Origin of the sequence: Salegentibacter sp. T436, from assembly GCF_001932675.1 — a bacterium.
In the GTDB taxonomy this organism is placed as follows: domain Bacteria; phylum Bacteroidota; class Bacteroidia; order Flavobacteriales; family Flavobacteriaceae; genus Salegentibacter; species Salegentibacter agarivorans.
The window spans coordinates 549,419-568,160 of sequence record NZ_CP012872.1 but is presented as its reverse complement, the minus strand read 5'-3'; the positions used below and the strand labels follow the sequence as shown (position 1 = coordinate 568,160).

11 protein-coding genes are annotated in these 18,742 nt (G+C 38.8%); 5 read left to right on the top strand and 6 right to left on the bottom strand.

Annotated features, from left to right (window positions below; translation table 11 throughout):
• The first annotated feature begins 185 nt into the window (after window positions 1–185).
• Window positions 186–1,112, top strand: coding sequence for a ketopantoate reductase family protein (locus AO058_RS02405; protein ID WP_075325061.1), 927 nt, complete (start codon window positions 186–188; stop codon window positions 1,110–1,112).
• Here AO058_RS02405 and AO058_RS02400 read toward each other — a convergent pair.
• The 4 genes from AO058_RS02400 to AO058_RS02385 form a co-directional block, all read right to left on the bottom strand.
• Window positions 1,109–3,523 (bottom strand): glycoside hydrolase family 31 protein, encoded by a 2,415-nt coding sequence (locus AO058_RS02400; RefSeq protein WP_075325060.1) that lies wholly within the window; start codon window positions 3,521–3,523, stop codon window positions 1,109–1,111. The genes AO058_RS02405 and AO058_RS02400 overlap by 4 nt on opposite strands.
• Window positions 3,524–3,635: 112 nt before the next feature.
• Window positions 3,636–5,546, bottom strand: a complete 1,911-nt coding sequence (glgB, locus tag AO058_RS02395) for a 1,4-alpha-glucan branching protein GlgB (RefSeq protein WP_075325059.1) — start codon at window positions 5,544–5,546, stop codon at window positions 3,636–3,638.
• A 1-nt stretch (window position 5,547) separates the two neighbouring features.
• On the bottom strand, window positions 5,548–6,816 hold the full coding sequence (locus tag AO058_RS02390) for a glucose-1-phosphate adenylyltransferase (protein WP_075325058.1): 1,269 nt from the start codon (window positions 6,814–6,816) through the stop codon (window positions 5,548–5,550).
• Between the two features lie 2 nt (window positions 6,817–6,818).
• Window positions 6,819–8,228, bottom strand: coding sequence for a glycogen synthase (locus AO058_RS02385; protein ID WP_075325057.1), 1,410 nt, complete (start codon window positions 8,226–8,228; stop codon window positions 6,819–6,821).
• 312 nt (window positions 8,229–8,540) lie between these two features.
• Here AO058_RS02385 and leuS point away from each other — a divergent pair, with 312 nt between their 5' ends.
• A complete protein-coding gene (leuS, locus tag AO058_RS02380; RefSeq protein WP_075325056.1) occupies window positions 8,541–11,399 on the top strand; it encodes a leucine--tRNA ligase in 2,859 nt (952 codons plus the stop codon).
• Between the two features lie 211 nt (window positions 11,400–11,610).
• Here leuS and rimM read toward each other — a convergent pair whose 3' ends face one another.
• Window positions 11,611–12,138, bottom strand: coding sequence for a ribosome maturation factor RimM (gene rimM, locus AO058_RS02375; RefSeq protein ID WP_075325055.1), 528 nt, complete (start codon window positions 12,136–12,138; stop codon window positions 11,611–11,613).
• Window positions 12,139–12,152: 14 nt separating this feature from the next.
• Window positions 12,153–12,731 (bottom strand): 30S ribosomal protein S16, encoded by a 579-nt coding sequence (locus AO058_RS02370; protein ID WP_075325054.1) that lies wholly within the window; start codon window positions 12,729–12,731, stop codon window positions 12,153–12,155.
• A 264-nt stretch (window positions 12,732–12,995) separates the two neighbouring features.
• Here AO058_RS02370 and AO058_RS02365 point away from each other — a divergent pair, with 264 nt between their 5' ends.
• The 3 genes from AO058_RS02365 to dnaE all read left to right on the top strand — a co-directional run bounded on the left by AO058_RS02365 (window position 12,996) and on the right by dnaE (window position 18,543).
• Entirely contained in the window at window positions 12,996–13,442 is a 447-nt protein-coding gene (locus tag AO058_RS02365; RefSeq protein WP_075325053.1) for a ferritin-like domain-containing protein, read from the top strand.
• 24 nt (window positions 13,443–13,466) lie between these two features.
• A complete protein-coding gene (locus AO058_RS02360; RefSeq protein WP_075325052.1) occupies window positions 13,467–13,916 on the top strand; it encodes a ferritin-like domain-containing protein in 450 nt (149 codons plus the stop codon).
• A 235-nt stretch (window positions 13,917–14,151) separates the two neighbouring features.
• A complete protein-coding gene (gene dnaE / locus AO058_RS02355; RefSeq protein ID WP_075325051.1) occupies window positions 14,152–18,543 on the top strand; it encodes a DNA polymerase III subunit alpha in 4,392 nt (1,463 codons plus the stop codon).
• Window positions 18,544–18,742: the final 199 nt, after the last annotated feature.

Sequence of the window (18,742 nt, the reverse complement as noted above, 5' to 3'; positions counted from 1 at the left end):
TGTTTAATAACTTAGAGGTTATAATAAGTTTAAAATCCTAGCTTATTGTAAGAGACCAAATTTTACATCCTGCAAGGTTTTTTTATACCTTGTAGGTTTGGGAACTTTTGCAAACCTACGAGGTATAAAAAAACCTCGCAGGAAAGGTAGGTTAATTCTATTTTGCAATGAAAAGCACAAATAATATGAAAATTTTAATCTTCGGAATTGGTGGTGTTGGTGGTTATTTTGGTGCGAAACTCGCCCAGGCGGGTTATGATGTAACGATGATTGCCCGCGGAAAACATTTGGAAGCAATTAAGAAAAACGGGCTCGTAGTTGAAAGTATCAACGGGAATTTTAAAGTGAAACCTGATTTGGTTACCGATAATTTAGCCGAAGTTCCTACTCCAGATTTGGTGATTTTAGGAGTTAAATCCTGGCAAATCCAGGAAGTAGCAAATAAATTGAAGCCACTAATTTCGCCCGAAACAATTGTTTTGCCTTTACAAAACGGTGCAAATAATGTTGAAAAATTACAGGAAATTCTTCCGAAGAAAAATATACTCGCTGGCCTCTGCCATATTGTGAGTTTTGTAGAAAAACCCGGAGAAATAAAACACATTTCTTTTGAACCCCGAATCACTTTTGGTGAGATTGATAATTCAAATTCAGAAAGAATTCAGCAATTAAAAAAGGTATTGGATAAGGCTGAAATCACCAATTTTATTCCTGAAAATATTCAGCTGGAAATTTGGAAGAAATTCCTCTTCATAACTACCATAAGTGGTCTTGGCGGATTAACACGGGTTTCCATAGATAAAATAAGGGAAAGCGAATATTTATATGAACTTTTACAAAAAACCGCTCAGGAAATTAAATTAGTGGCTAATGCTAAAGGAATACCGTTAGCAGACGAACACCTGGAAAAAGCTTTTGAAATTATTCAAAATCAGCCCACGGGAACCACAGCTTCCACACAACGTGATATTATGGCGGGACAACCTTCAGAATTAGAAAATTTCAACGGATTTATAGTAAAAGAAGCCGAAAAATTAGGCCTTGTAACACCCGTAAATAAAATGATCTACGAGTGTTTACTGCCTATGGAAAGTGAAGCGAGGGATAATTAGTTCTCCCCGTTTTCCCCATTGAAATCCAGTTCTGAAAAGTTCTCATCTATAATCATAGTGAGGCACCCGTTAACCTGTAAATGCTCCAAAGATTTAGTTTCATTATCCAGCTGAATCGTTTTTATTTCAAACGGTAACCCGTGGATTTTTAATTTGAAATTTTTGCAATCGCTTTCAAAAGAGCCTTCTTTATGCTGCTGAATAATTAACTGGTTTTTCCTTCCGGTAAGTTTAAAACTTCTTAAGCAGAAACGCCCTTTAGTATAATCGTATCCATCGTGCGCATCTTCAAAGAATTGAGAATCTTCCTTGCCTTGTTTGTAATAAACTTCAAGAGTTATTTCTTCTATTTTTTTCTCCGAGACGTACTGTTGAACAGGATATTTGGGAATAATAGTACCTTCCTTAATAAAAACTGGCATACTGTCTATATCGGCATCTACCCACATTTCCTTGCCGCCTTTTACCAATTCGTCGGTCCAGTAGTTATACCAATTTCCACGTGGTACATACATACGTCTACCTTTGGCATTTGGCTCTATTACGGGGCAGGCAAGAATACTATCTCCAAAGATAAATTCATCTATTCTATAGTGCGTGTTCACATCTTCCTGGTCAAACATTACCAAAGATTTTATCAGCGGAACGCCTTTTTCAGTATAATCCCAAAATGCGGTGTAGAGATAAGGAAGTAATTGGTAACGCAATTCAATAAATTTTCGAACAATATCGGTAATATCTTCATCAAAAGTCCAGGGTTCCTGGTCGCCGTGATCTCCGGAAGAATGCACCCTGAAAAATGGGTGAAAAGTTGCTAATTGAATCCATCTTGTGAAAAGTTCACCGTGAGGTTGTTCAGCGAAACCGCCAATATCACTTCCGGCAAAAGAAAATCCGGACATTGCCAGGCGCTGTACCTGCACGTTCGCGATCCATAAATGTTCCCAGTTGGCGATATTATCGCCAGTCCAGGTTGAGGTGTAACGCTGAGTACCGGAATATGCTGCTCTGGTAATCACAAAAGGCCTTTTTGGGTGGGAGAATTTCTTTACGCCGTGGTAGGTTGCCCGGGCCATTTGCATTCCGTAAATATTATGCGCTTTTCTGTGGCTGCAGGGATTTGCATCATAATCGTGCCTTACATCGTGCGGAAAAGTCTTATTTGGCACTTCCATCACCGCGGGCTCGTTCATATCGTTCCAGATACCTTTAACCCCAATATCTTCAATTAATTCTTTAAAAAGTCCGGACCACCATTCCCGAACTTTCGGATTGGTGAAATCGGGGAAATAGCATTCTCCCGGCCAAACTTTTCCTTTAATATAAGGGCCATCAGCGCGTTTACAGAAATAATCGTTTTCCAGTCCTTCTTTATAAACCCAGTAATTTTTATCAATTTTAATCCCGGGATCTATAATCGCAACGGTTTTAAAACCATCGGCTTCAAGTTCCTTTACCATTCGTTTTGGATCTGGAAAATATTCTTTGTTCCAGGTAAAGCAGCGGAAACCTTCCATATAATCAATATCCAGGTAAATAGCATCACAGGGAATTTGCAATTCCCTGAATTTAGAAGTGATTTCTTTTACTTTACTTTCAGGGTAATAGCTCCATTTGCATTGATGAAAACCAAGTGCCCACAAGGGTGGTAAATCTGGTTTTCCGGTTAAATCGGTATAGTATTCTACAACATCGGTCATTTTTGGGCCATAAATGAAGTAGTAATTCATCTCGCCTCCCTGTGCCCAAAAACTGGTTACAAAACGCCGTTCCTGCGCAAAATCAAAATAAGACCTAAAGGTGTTGTCAAAGAAAATTCCGTAGGCTTTTTTATTATGAAGCCCGGTGTAAAACGGAATGGTTTTATAAATAGGATCGGTATCTTTTCCGTAGGCATAAGAATCGGTTACCCAATTTTCAAAGCGTTTTCCTTTTAAATTAAGGTGTCCCGGTTTATCCCCAAGTCCAAAATAGCTTTCTCCATCGTGAGAAACTTTACTCATTTTTACGATGTCACCCCCAAATTCGTAGCTTTCTTCCCAATGGAAGCCCAGCTCATCTTCATTGATTAATGTACCGTCTGCCCGATCATAAATCTTAACTCTTAAACCCTTTTTTGAAACTTCGCAAATAATTTTGGTAGTGGTAATGCTATAATTGTCCTCCTTTTCTTCAATATCTAATTGATTATAGCCTATGCTTGCGTGTTTGGTAATTGCATAAGAAAAATCTTTAGCAAACATCCCGGTGGTAGAATATCTAAAGCGAAGCAAGCCATCTCGTAGGATAGTAATTTGCAATGCAACATCATTTTCTGTGGTAAAATAGAGTGTGTCCACATCTTTACGGAAGGAAACTACATTAGATGGAAAAGCATTTCCTTTTTGTTCTAACTCGGTATTGGTGATCATATTTTATAATGGATTACTGGGCAATAAAAGAACTGAATTGTTTTGATATATAAGTTAGTATTCACAAAATATTTATGAGCGTTTATTAACTATATCGTTGTTTTTCATTTAACTAAGCCAAATACTTAAAAGCAAGCATCGCCAGTGGTGGAAGTTTGATAGTGGCAGAATGTTTTTTACCCTGCCATTCTTTTGAGGTTGCGGGTTTCCTTGGATTTTTATATTTCCCTGTACCGTGATATTCTTTTTTATCGCTGTTGAAGATTTCCTCAAGTTCACCTGCTTCAGGTAAGCCAATTTGATAATTCTCCCGCGGAATAGGGGTTAGATTACAAACAATAATTAAATTATCTTTCGGCGTATTTCCTTTTCTAATAAAACTAATTACCGAATTCTCGGCATCGCTATAATCTATCCACTCAAAACCATCTTGCACAAATTGCTTTTCATATAAAGCAGGTTGGGATTTATAAAATTGATTTAAAGCTTTTATTATTTCCTGTATTCCTTTGTACGAATCATATTCCAGTAAATGCCAGTCTAAACTCTTTTGAAAATTCCATTCTTCACTTTGTGCAAATTCACAACCCTGAAACAGTAATTTTGTTCCCGGATGCATAAACATATACGCATATAGCAAGCGTAAATTGGCAAAACGTTGCCATTCGTCTCCCGGCATTCTTCCTAAAATTGAATGTTTGCCATACACCACTTCATCGTGAGATAGTGGAAGCATAAAATTTTCGGTAAATGCATAGGTGAGGGAAAAAGTAATGTTGTTTTGGTGATGTTTTCTGTAAATGGGTTCTTTCGCAAAATACTGAAGCGTATCGTGCATCCAGCCCATCATCCATTTCATCCCAAAACCGAGTCCGCCGAGAAATACCGGTTTTGAAACCCCGCTATAAGCAGTAGATTCCTCGGCAATGGTTTGTACATCTGGATAAGAGGCGTAAACTTCTTTGTTTAATTCTTCTAAAAACGATATCGCCTCCAGGTTTTGATTTCCCCCATATTGATTGGGTTCCCATTCGCCTTCTTCCCGGGAATAATCCAGGTACAAGATAGAAGCCACGGCATCTACCCGAATCCCGTCAATATGAAATTGTTCTAACCAGTATAAAGCGTTACTAATTAAAAATGCTCTTACTTCGTTTCGGTTATAATTAAAGATTAAACTTTTCCAGTCGGGATGATAGCCTCTTTTTGGATCGGGGTGTTCATAAAGGTGTGTTCCGTCAAAATAACCGAGTCCGTGGCTGTCTTCCGGAAAATGAGAAGGTACCCAATCCAGGATTACTCCAATATCATTTTCGTGAAGTTTGTCTACTAAATATTTAAATTCATCGGGATAGCCAAATCGCGAGGTTGGCGCGAAATATCCGGTAATTTGATATCCCCAGCTTGGGTCGTATGGATATTCCATAATAGGCATAAACTCTACGTGAGTAAACTCCATTTCTTTTACATAGGAAACCAGCTCTGTAGCGAGTTCCCAGTAAGAAAGTGACCTGTTTTCTTCAATTTTTTTCTTCCAGGAAGATAAATGCACTTCATAAACCGAAAAAGGAGCGTTTAATGAATTATGTTTTTTTCGTTTTTCAAGCCATGATTTATCTTTCCACTCATAACTGTCTTCCCAAACTACAGAAGCAGTATTTGGCGGGTGTTCGCAGCGCCTGGCATAAGGATCGGCCTTTTCGGTAATAATGCTATTATGGTGACTATGGATTTTATATTTATACAAATTTCCTTTTTCAACATTGGGAATAAAACCTTCCCAAATACCGCTACCGTCCCAACGCACGTTTAGTAGATGTTCGTCATCTTTCCAGGAATTAAAATCGCCAATTATCGAAACCTGTTTGGCGCCGGGTGCCCAAACTGAAAAATAAGTTCCTTTAAGCTTATTAAGCGTAATGGGATGTGATCCAAATTTCTCGTAAAGGCGAAAATGCTTACCCGATTTAAACAGGTTAATATCAAATTCTGAAAATAAACTGTGCGTTATAACTTTTGTCATACTATCCTATGGTTGTTCCAGGGGGAAGTACTGCTTCTTTTTTAAGCACTACAATTCCTTCTTTAATTACGTAAGCATCGGTTTCATCATCTTCTAAATGTGGGCCACCGTTTATGGTAGTATTGTCTCCAACTCTACAATTTTTGTCGATTATTGCATTTTGAATGTTGCAATTTTCCCCTATCCCGGCCAGGATTTCAATATTATTTCCTTCAATTTCTTCTAAAGATTCATAAAAATCGGTTCCCATCATATAACAGTTTTTTATAACTGAACCTTTTCCAATCCTCGATCTCACACCAATTACCGAAGATTCAATTTCTTTGGCGTGAATAATACAGCCTTCAGCAATAACCGATTTTTTCAAATTAGTACCAGAAATTTTTGAAGTGGGAAGAATCCGTGCTCGCGTATAAACCCTGTTTTCCATATCATATAGATTGAATTTAGGGATATCGTCTGTCAGGCCAATATTTGCTTCAAAAAAAGATTCTATGTTTCCAATATCGGTCCAGTAACCTTCAAATTGATAACCGCAAACCTTTTTATTTCCTATAGCCTGCGGAATTATCTCTTTACCAAAATCTACCGTACTCTCATCGTCCATTAATTTTACCAACAATTCCCGGTTAAACACGTAAATTCCCATAGAGCCGAGATAATTTCTGCCTTCAGCTTCCATTTCGGGGCCTACCGGGGAAGTCCAGTCGGGTAAAAGATCAGATTTCGGTTTTTCTATAAATGAAGTGATATTGTTATCCTGGTCGGTTTTCATAATCCCAAAGCTCGGGGCTTCTTTTGCATTTACGGGTACAGTACCAATAGTAATATCGGCGCCAGTATCTATATGCTGCTGAACCATTAAATTATAATCCATATGATATAATTGATCGCCGGAAAGGATTAGGAAATAATCGAATTTATGCTTTTTAAAATGATGCATTCCCTGTCTAACCGCATCTGCCGTGCCCTGGTACCAGGTTTTGTTGTGTGGTGTTTGCTCTGCCGCTAAAACATCTACAAAAGCCGAACTAAAAAAGCTGAAGTGAAACGTGTTTTTAATATGCTTATTTAACGACGCCGAATTAAACTGAGTTAACACATACATTCTTTTAATGTTGGAGTTAATACAGTTGGAAATTGGAATATCTACCAGGCGGTATTTACCCGCAATTGGCACGGCGGGTTTAGATCTACTTTCTGTTAATGGGTGAAGCCTGGTGCCCTGGCCGCCTCCAAGAATAACCGATAATACTTTGTCGTTTAACATAATTAGCCGCTTTTTAAGGAGTTATACAAATCAATATATTGTTTAGCCGAAACATTCCAGGAATGGTCAATGCTCATTATGTATTTCCTGGTTTTCTTAAAGGTACGCTCTTCCTTGTAGAATTGTACGGCCCTATTTATGGTTTTAGAAATATCTATTTCTGAAGCTTCAGCGTGAGAAAATCCAAATCCGCCATCTTCAATATCTATTACAGTGTCTTTTAAGCCACCAATACTTCGCACTAAGGGAATGGTTCCGTAGCGCAGGGAGTATAATTGGTTGAGTCCGCAGGGTTCTACGCGGGAAGGCATTAATAAGAAATCTGCCCCAGCGTAGATGAGGTGCGAAAGCTTTTCATCGTAACCAATAAAAACATTATAAACCCCTTTATATTTTTTCTTCAAATTCTCTAATGCGTTTTCTACTTCAGAATTTCCAGAACCTAAAATGAGAATATTGCATTCTTTTTTTAAAAGAATTTCTTCTAAAACTGTGGGTAGTAAATCGGCTCCTTTTTCGTAAACCAGTCTTCCAATAAAAGCGAATAAAGGCTTTGAAGCCGAAAAACCAAATTGTTTACACAGCCATTTTTTATTAGCTGTTTTTCCGGTTTGAATATTTTTAGCTGAATAATTTTTTTCGATAAATTCATCGGTTTCAGGATTCCAAACTTCAGTATCAATTCCGTTTAGAATTCCAACACATTTTTTATTTTCGTGACTCAATAAACTTTCCAATCCATTCGCAGCCTGTTGCAATTCTTCCATATAACTCGGGGAAACCGTAGTTACCCGCCAGGCGCATTTTATGCCTGCAGCTAAAGGGTTTATCACGCCATCCCAATCTAGTAAACCGTTATTAGAAATATCAAAAGCCGGGAGGTAATACACTTTATCGTGCGAAAACCAACCCTGATATTGGGCATTATGAATTGTGAGAATAACCGGAATTTGATTCAGGGATTCATATTTAAAACATTCCTGCGCCATAAATGGAATTAATCCCGTATGATGGTCGTGACAGTGAATTATAGAGGGTTTTTCTTTTAAAGTAAGTAACCAATCCATTACCGCAATTTGGAAAGCCGTAAAACGCGCGGTGTCATCATCGGAATACACGAAATTTTTAAATAAGAGTTTTGGTATATCTACAAACAGCACGTCAATATCTAAAACCTCTTCTTTTAATTTCAAGAATTTATAAGGATAAATCTCTTCGCCCAAAACCAATTCTGATTCGTAAATACTTTTAAAACTGTGAGCTGCACTAAATTTATTATCATAAAATGGCATAATTACCTTAGCACCAACACCAGCTTCAGACTGGTATTTTGGTAAAGAACCAACTACATCTCCCAAACCACCAACCTTTGCAATTGGGTAGCATTCAGCGCTTACGTGTATTACGTTCATATAAAAATCTTTGAAAGATTATTGATTTAACCAGGTGTTTTTTAGTGAATTTTAGGATGATTTTTTTATGAAAATTTAAAATCATAGCCATTGAAATCACCATTTCCCTATAAATCTACTGAAATAATAGGATAAGCTGCATTAAGGAAGTCTTAAAACTGTTTCTATTTGGTATTAAGATTTGTTTCAGATAGAAACTTATCTTCTAATCCATTACACCTAAATTCCCATAAGTGGTTTAAAATTGTAAATTTGCAGGCATTAATAAAAAGTCGCGTTGCGCGTAATTTAGCAGGTAAGAAAAATATAACAATGAGTTACAACTTTAACGAAATTGAAGCCAAATGGCAAAACTACTGGGCCGAAAACCAAACTTTTCGTGCCAGCAATTCATCAGATAAACCAAAATATTACGTGCTGGATATGTTTCCTTATCCATCTGGTGCCGGACTTCACGTAGGACACCCGCTGGGTTATATTGCCAGTGATATCTATGCTCGCTACAAACGTCACAAAGGTTTTAATGTTTTGCATCCACAGGGTTACGATAGTTTTGGCTTGCCTGCCGAGCAATATGCAATTCAAACCGGGCAACATCCTGCGCTTACCACGGCGAAGAATATTAAAAGATACCGCGAGCAACTCGATAAAATAGGTTTTTCTTTTGATTGGAGCAGGGAAGTGCGCACCAGTGACCCCGAATATTATAAATGGACACAGTGGATATTTATTGAGCTTTTTGAAAGTTGGTATGATATGGAAGCTGAAAAGTCCAGGGCAATTTCAGAATTAGAAGAAATTTTTGCTGCTGAAGGGAATTCCCGGGTAAATGCTGCCTGCGATGATGATGTGGAAGATTTTTCTGCAGATAGCTGGAATAATTTTTCTTCTGAAGAAAAGCAAAGAATATTATTAAAATATAGACTAACCTATTTAGCTGAAACCGAAGTAAACTGGTGCCCACAACTGGGAACCGTTTTAGCTAACGACGAGATTGTAAACGGCGTTTCAGAGCGTGGAGGCTATCCCGTGGTGCGAAAAAAAATGACGCAATGGATTATGCGAATTTCAGCATTTTCAGAGCGTTTATTACAAGGTTTAGATCAACTGGACTGGACCGAAAGCTTGAAAGAAAGTCAGCGTAACTGGATCGGGAAATCGGTTGGGGCAATGGTTCATTTCAATTTATACGGTGAGACTCTGAAAAAAGTAAAAGATGATGGAAGCCTCGCTGAACATCAAAAAAGGATTTCAGTTTTTACTACCCGACCTGATACTATTTTTGGCGTGAGTTTTATGACTTTAGCGCCGGAACATGATTTGGTTAAAAAGATTACAACCCCGCAACAAAAAGAAGAAGTTGAAGCCTATATCGCTGCCAGTGCAAAAAGAAGTGAGCGTGAACGTATGGCCGATGTAAAAAGTATAACCGGTGTATTTACCGGGGCTTATGCCGAGCATCCTTTCACCAAAGAACCGGTACCAATCTGGATTGGGGATTACGTGCTTGCCGGTTATGGAACCGGTGCCGTAATGGCGGTGCCTTGTGGTGACCAGCGGGATTATGATTTTGCAAAACATTTGGAAATTCCTATTCCTAATATTTTTGAAAACACCGATATTTCTGAGGCTGCTTTCTCCGGAAAAGAAGGTACGGTAATCGCGAACTCCGATTTCCTTAGCGGCCTGGAATATAAAGAAGCGCTGCAAAAAGTGATTCTGGAATTAGAAAAAACCGGTCACGGTTACGGAAAAACAAATTATAGATTGCGCGATGCGGTATTTAGCCGCCAGCGTTATTGGGGAGAGCCATTTCCTGTTTATTACGTAAACGGAATGCCGCAAATGATAGATGCCCAGCATTTACCTTTGCGACTTCCCGAAGTTGAAAAATATCTACCTACCGAAACCGGCGAACCGCCATTAGGAAATGCGACTACCTGGGCCTGGGACACAAAATCCCACGAGGTGGTAAGCAATAAGGAGATAGATGATAAAACGGTATTTCCACTGGAATTAAATACTATGCCGGGTTGGGCCGGGAGTTCCTGGTACCTTTTCCGCTATATGGATGCCGGAAACGATAATGAATTTGTTTCTAAAGAAGCTCAAAAATACTGGGAGAACGTCGATTTATATATAGGCGGAAGTGAACACGCCACCGGCCATTTATTGTATTCCCGTTTCTGGACAAAGTTTTTGCATGACCGTGGACAACTTTCGGTAGAAGAACCTTTTAAAAAGTTGATTAACCAGGGGATGATCCTGGGGCAGAGTGCTTTTGTTTATAGACTGGAAGGAGAGAACGTGCTGGTTTCTAAAAGTCTGGTTGGAAAGAATCAGGTTCAGCCTATTCACGTTGATGTTTCTTTAGTTAATCATTCTGATGAATTGGATATTAAAGGTTTTAAAGAATGGCGTCCCGAATTTAAGGATGCTAAATTTTTAAACGAAAAGGATGGTTCTTATATAGTAGGTCGCGAAGTCGAAAAAATGTCTAAATCCAAGTACAACGTGGTAAACCCCGATGATATTTGTGAAGATTACGGAGCTGATACTTTAAGAATGTACGAGATGTTTCTTGGTCCGTTGGAACAGGCAAAACCCTGGAATACCGCTGGAATCACCGGGGTGCATAATTTCCTGAAAAAGCTTTGGAAATTGTATCATAGTGGGGAAAAATTTGAAGTTTCGGAAGAAAAAGCTTCAGCCGATTCTTTGAAAAGTCTGCATAAAACCATTAAAAAGGTTACTGAAGATATCGAGGAATTCAGTTTCAATACTTCGGTTTCTACTTTTATGATTTGTGTAAATGAACTTTCAGCACAAAAATGCAATAGCAGGGAAATCCTGGAGCCGCTAGTGATTTTACTTGCGCCATATGCGCCTCATATTTCAGAAGAACTTTGGAGTAAATTAGGGCATTCAGAATCTGTAGTAACGGCTGAATATCCGGTTTTTGAAGAAAAATATTTGGTAGAAAGCACTAAAAACTACCCGGTTTCTTTCAATGGGAAAATGCGATTTACAATGGTATTGCCACTGGATATGCCAAAAGATGAAATCGAAAAAACCGTGATGGCAGATGAAAGAACTCAGAAACAATTAGACGGAAGAACACCTAAAAAAGTGATTGTAGTTCCAGGTAAAATTGTAAATATTGTAGGTTAAAAGTTTAAAGATTATATAATTTGAAAAATCCGTTTCCTGGTATTGGGGAACGGATTTTTTATTTTGGAACGATTTGTCACTTATCGTCACCCTGAATTTATTTCAGGGTCTAAGTTGTTAGAGGCTGAAACAAGTTCAGTATGACGAGTTATCATGAATGTATTTCTGCGTCAGGTGAAAACCATCACTGCAAACTGCCTACTAAAAACTGCTAACTAAGATACAACTCCACCAAACCTTCTGGAGTAGTTAGATAAATGGTGTTGTTTTCCTTATCTATTTTATCTATAAACTCATCGTTCATAGGGATAAGGATTTGCTTTTCGCCTTTTTGAATTTCAAAGAGAGCCTGTGCAGTACTATCGTTTATAGAAGTGATTTTGCCAATATTACCGTGGGTGGCATCTATTACGTCAAAACCTATAATTTCGTGAAAGTAGAACTGGTCGTCTTCCAGCTCTGGAAGCATAGTAAGTGGAAGATAAGTAAGAGCGCCTACAAGGTCTTCGGCATCCTGCTCGGTTTCAATATCTTCAAATTTAACGCGAAGTAAGGTGCTTTTTTGCAGCGAACTTCTTTCAATAAAAAATGGAACCAGGTTCTCATTATATTCAATGAGCACTGATTCCATTTCTAAATACATTTCGGGAACATCGGTGTCTAATTTAATAAGCACCTCGCCCTTAAAGCTAAATTTACCAACGATTTTACCTAAAAAGAAACATTCGTCTTTAGTCATCGCCAGTTAAGGTTTTAGCCTTTTTTTTCTTCGGTTTTTGCTTCTTCGGCAGTCTCTTGATCAACTTCCTTTTCCACATTAGCCTCAGGTTCACCCTCCTCGGTTACCGCAGCACCTTCGGCTTCAGCAGCAGCGGCCGCTTCGGCTTCTTTTGCTTCAGCTTCACGCTTAGCGTTCACCTCTTTTTCAGCATCAAGAGCTTTCTTTCTAGCTTCTTGTTGTTCTTTGGTTAGGTTATCTTTCTTAGCAGCAATTTTAGCTTCTTTTTCTTCCAACCAGGCTTCGAATTTCTTCTCAGCTTCTTCTTCAGTTAAAGCGCCTTTTTTAACGCCACCTGCAAGGTGTTTTTTAAGTAAAACTCCTTTGTAAGAAAGAATAGCACGAGCAGTGTCTGTTGGCTGCGCACCGTTTTCTAACCATTTTACCGCTCCGTCTACATCTAACTCGATTGTAGCAGGGTTGGTGTTTGGATTGTAGATTCCTAATTTGTCTAAGAATTTACCATCTCTTTTTGAGCGCGCATCTGCGGCTACGATCCAGAAAAAAGGTTTTCCTTTTTTACCGTGTCTTTGTAATCTTAATTTTACTGGCATAAAAATTAATTTGTGGGGTTCCCGACCCCGATTATTAATAAGGCTGCAAAGATACTACATTTTTCTAATTCACAAGGAGTTGGACTTAAAATAAATTTTAGATGCCGGCAGGCTATAAATCACCGAATTTGGGAAGTTTTTAGGTTAAAATAAGACGCTGTTGTTAAAAGCAGTTAATTAGTGCTAAACCTTGTTAAACAGGTTGTTGCTGTAGATTGGGCGCTTTATCTTTATAACTGAATTTATTAAAAAAGCGAAGTGAAGATGAGATATCCTGAAAAAGTTTCAAAAAAATTGAACGCCTTACTTGAAAAGAATTATGATGCCGAGAAAGGCTATAAATATGCTTCTGAAAACTCTCAAAACCCACAGCTTAAAGCTTTTTTTTCTGAAAGGGCTCAAGAACGATACGATTTTGGCCACGAGCTTAAAACTGAAATCCGTGATTTTGGGGAAAATCCCGAAAAAGGTTCCAGTTTAGCCGGTGACGCCCATCGTACGTGGATGAACCTAAAAACAAATTTTTCAGGAAATAAAGATGAAGCTTCGCTTGAAGAAGCAATAAGGGGCGAGAAGGTAGCTGTAGATGAGTATGAAGAGGTTTTAAAAGATCCCGAAATACCGCCAACAACGGCAAATCTATTATTAAAACAAAAGAATGGGATAGTAGCCTCACTCAATAAATTAAAGAGTCTGGAATTAGAAGCCTAATTGTCAATAAAAAATTAATCAACTATGAGAACCAAAGAAGAAATGGGCAATAAGCTCAACGAATTACTTGAAAAGAGTTATGATGCACGAGAAGGCTTTAACGCTGCATCTAAAAATGCAAAAAACAGGAAGCTTCAGGAGTTTTTTAAACAAAAGTCACAGGAGCGGGAAATCTTTATTAAAGAATTAAGGGAAGAGATTACAGGCTATGGCCAGATACCCAAAGAAGATGGTAGTGCAAAAGGAGATATCCACCGCACCTGGATGAAGTTAAAATCTTCTGTAGAGAGTGACAATGATGAAGCTATGCTGGAAGAAAGCTTGCGTGGGGAAAAGGCCGCTTTAGAAGATTATAAAGAAATAACTAAAGAAAAAGATTTACCGCCAAGTTTAAGTTCTAAACTTAACAGGCAGCAACAAAATATACAAAGCAGCATTAATAACGTAAAAGTGTACGAACAGATGTTTGATTGAAGTAGTAGTTTTTAGTGTTCGTATAGACCTCACAACTTACCGGAAACGGTGTTTGTGAGGTTTTTTTATTTATGCAAAATAGGAACTTCTTTTAAGTGAAAAAGTATCGTTAATAAATCCTGAAAAATTAACTTGAGGTTGCGCTAAATTATATGTAATTTTAGCCTCGAAGCAGGTGTTTTTTCTTCTGAAATAAACATCTCATATTCAGCTTAATTCCTAATTTTCGCCGCACATGTACCTTATTTTTGATACCGAAACTACCGGTCTTCCCAAACGCTGGGATGCTCCTTTAACCGATTCTGATAACTGGCCAAGATGTATACAAATTGCCTGGCAGTTACATGATGAAATGGGGCGGCTTGTTGAAAGTCAGGATTATCTGGTAAAGCCCGAAGGTTTCAATATTCCATACGATGCTGAAAAAGTCCACGGAATTTCTACCGAGCTTGCTGCTGAAGAAGGAATCTCTTTAACTGAAATGCTAGAGAAATTCCAGGAAGCGCTGAATAAAACCAAATTTGTAGTAGGGCAAAATGTAGGTTTTGACCTGAATATTATGGGGGCCGAATTCCATAGGGAAGCGATGGAAAATAACCTCCAGGAGTTACCGGTTTTGGATACCTGTACCGAAGTAACCGCACAAATGTGTAAAATCCCCGGTGGGCGTGGCGGGAAATTTAAATTACCCACCTTAACCGAATTACACGAATTTTTATTCGATGAACCTTTTGGCGAAGCCCATAATGCCACTGCCGATGTGGAGGCAACTACCAGGTGTTTTTTAGAATTAGTGCGTCAAAGAGCTTTTACAAAGGAGCAGCTTGATGTACCTGCAGATTATTTTGAGAATTTTTCAGAAGCTAATCCGCAGCCTATAGAGCTTATTGGATTAAAACACATTAACCTTAAAAAGGCCTCCGAAGAAATAAGAAAAAGGCTTCAAAAGCAACAACCTACTTCAGAAATCACTACTGAAGAAATTGAGGAAAACCTTGAAAAGCTTGATGAGGTTCCTTTTTCGCATTTACATAACCATTCACAGTTTTCGGTTTTACAGTCTACAATTAGTATAAAAGATCTTGTAAATGTTGCTGCAGAAAATAATATGCCTGCTGTAGCGCTTACAGATCATGCAAATATGATGGGCGCTTTTCATTTTGTAAAAGAAATTGGCGATTATAATAAAGCAATTAGAGCAAAAAATGAAGAGGCAGTTGCCAATAACGAACCGGCAGAAGCCAGGGAATTAAAAGCTATTGTAGGCTGTGAATTTTTTGTTTGTGAAAATCACGCTGATAAATCCCGAAAGGATAATGGCTACCAGGTAGTAATGTTGGCCAAGAACAAAAGAGGCTATCACAACCTGGCCAAAATGTCTTCTAAAGCTTATACCGATGGGTTTTATTATGTGCCGCGAATTGATAAGGAGATTATAAAGGAGTACAAAGAAGATATTATTGTACTTACCGGTAACCTTTACGGGGAAGTGCCGAGTAAGGTTTTAAATGTTGGAGAAAACCAGGCTGAAGAAGCTTTGCTTTGGTGGAAAGAAGAATTTGGCGAAGATCTTTACATAGAGATCATGCGTCACGACCAGGAAGATGAAAATCGTGTAAATACAGTGCTGGTAGATTTTGCTAAAAAGCATAATGTAAAACTGGTGGCTAGTAATAACACCTATTATTGTGCGAAAGAAGATGCCAACGCCCACGATATTTTATTGTGTATAAAAGACGGCGAGAAGCAGGCGACTCCAATAGGTCGTGGTCGTGGTTACCGTTATGGTTTGCCAAACCAGGAATATTATTTTAAGAGTGGCGAAGAGATGAAAAATCTCTTTAAAGACCTACCTCAGGCCATTAGTAATGTGCAGGAGGTTGTAGATAAGATTGAGCCTTTTGAGCTGGCTCGTGATGTACTTTTACCTGCATTTACCATTCCTGAAGAATTTTTAGTTGAGGAAGATAAAAACGATGGTGGTAAACGAGGGGAGAATGCATACCTGAAACATATCACTTTTGTTGGTGCTAAAGAGCGCTACGGGGAACTCACTCCCGATATTGAAGACCGACTTAATTTTGAGCTTTCGGTTATTGAAAATACCGGTTATCCAGGCTATTTTCTTATTGTAGAAGATTTTATTCGCGAGGCCCGGAATCTGGATGTTTCGGTTGGGCCCGGCCGTGGTTCAGCGGCTGGAAGTGCCGTTGCCTATTGTTTAGGAATTACCAATATAGACCCCATTAAATACGATCTGCTTTTTGAGCGTTTCCTAAATCCCGATCGTGTAAGTATGCCCGATATTGATATTGACTTTGATGATGAAGGTCGAAGCCGGGTTATGGATTATGTAATTCAAAAATATGGTGCTAACCAGGTGGCACAGATCATCACCTACGGAACCATGGCTGCTAAATCTTCCATTCGAGATACCGCCAGGGTGCTGGATCTTCCTTTAGGAGATGCCGATAGGATCTCGAAATTGATCCCTACCATGTCAAAGCTCGGGAAGATCTTTGGAATGGATGAGAAGGAACTCAAAAAGAAATTCAGGAGTGAAGATCTGGAAAAAGTAAACGAACTTTTAAATATAGCTGAAGGGGATGACCTGGAAGCACAAACAGTAAACCAGGCGAGAATTCTTGAAGGCTCGGTTAGGAATACCGGGATTCACGCTTGTGGGGTGATTATTACTCCGGGAGATATTACTAATTATGTGCCGGTTTCGGTAGCAAAGGATTCCGATCTTTATGTTACACAGTTTGATAACTCGGTTGTAGAAAGCGCCGGACTACTAAAAATGGACTTTTTGGGGTTAAAGACGTTAACCTTGATTAAAGATACGGTTCAAATTGTAAAAGGCAGGCATAATATAGATTTGGTGCCCGATGAATTTCCGTTAGATGATGAAGAGACTTACAAGCTTTTCCAACGTGGGGAAACGGTAGGGATTTTTCAATATGAATCGCCGGGAATGCAGAAGCATATGAAAGATCTTAAGCCAACGGTTTTTGATGATCTTATTGCTATGAATGCATTGTACCGTCCCGGGCCAATGGAATATATCCCGAGTTTTATTGCCCGAAAGCACGGCGACGAGGAAATTGCCTACGATTTACCTGAAATGGAAGAATACCTCCAGGAAACCTACGGAATTACGGTTTACCAGGAGCAGGTGATGTTACTTTCGCAAAAGCTGGCCGGCTTTAGTAAAGGTGAAGCCGATGTTTTACGTAAAGCGATGGGTAAAAAGATCTTCGCTTTGCTGGAGCAATTAAAGCCAAAATTTTTGGATGGTGGTGAAGCAAAAGGTCATCCAAGAGATGTTTTAGAGAAGATTTGGAAAGACTGGGAAGCTTTTGCAGCTTATGCTTTTAATAAATCTCACTCTACCTGTTATGCCTGGATTGCTTACCAAACCGCCTATTTAAAAGCGCATTATCCTGCGGAATATATGGCAGCGGTGCTTTCTAATAATATGAACGACATTAAGCAGGTTACTTTCTTTATGGAAGAATGTAAGCGAATGAAGCTTGACGTGTTGGGGCCAGATGTGAATGAATCTTTTTATAAGTTTTCGGTAAATAAAGATTATGCCGTTCGTTTTGGAATGGGCGCTATAAAAGGTGTGGGTTCCGGTGCGGTTGCTACTATTGTAGAAAACCGAAGAACAGAAGCTGGACCATATAAATCTATTTTTGATATGGCGAAACGTATCGATTTGCGTTCGGCTAATAAAAAAGCTTTTGAAAATCTTGCTTTAGCGGGCGGTTTCGACGGATTTGGAGATACACACCGTGCGCAATATTTTCACGATGATGGCGGCGGAATTACCTTCTTGGAGAAAGTGATAAAATATGCTGCAAAATTCCAGGAAAATGAAAACTCTTCCCAGGTCAGTTTATTTGGGGAAGCCAGTGAGGTCCAAATTCCCGAACCTGTTGTGCCGCCTTGTGAAGAGTGGGGCACTATGGAAAAACTGAGAAGAGAACGGGAAGTGGTAGGAATCTACATTTCGGGTCACCCGCTGGACGATTTTAGGTATGAGATGGATTATTTCTGTAACTCCAAATTGGGAGAATTTAATGATTTGGAAAGATGCGTAAACCGTGACCTAACTTTTGGGGGTGTGATTAGTGATGTGCAGCACAGGGTTTCAAAAATGGGTAAAGGCTGGGCGATGTTTTCGGTTGAAGATTATACCGATACCTATGAGTTTAGGATGTTTGGAGAGGAATATTTAAAATTCAGACATTTTTTGGTGCCGAATTCTTTTGTGCATATCAAGATCTTTGTAAAAGAAGGCTGGACCAATAAAGAAACCGGTAAAAAGGGAGAGCCAAGAATTCAGTTCAATAACATTTATTTGCTGCACGATGTGATGGATCAATTTGCGAAAAAGCTAACGATTCAACTGGATATTGCCGATCTGCACGAGGAGAAAATCAATTGGTTTAAAGATGTTTTTAGAACCCACAGAGGTGACCATAAACTGAATTTTGTGGTTTATGAAATGAAAGAACAGGTGAAATTACATATGCCGAGCAAGAAACAAAAAGTAAAAATATCACAAGAGCTTTTACATACTTTGGAAGATGAACAGGTAATGTATAAGTTGAATTGATTTCAGTTGGCAGTTTTTCAGTAGCAGTATGCAGTAATATGTTTTTTAAGGCCACGAATGCACGAATATTTATTTTTCACTGCTCACTGCTCACTGCCAACTAGAAACTGATTTTTCCGGTTAGGTATTGAAGCAAGCTACCGTGTAGCGCTGAAAGCCCGACCCCGCGCTACGAGCGTGGGGAAACCGCCAAATAAAC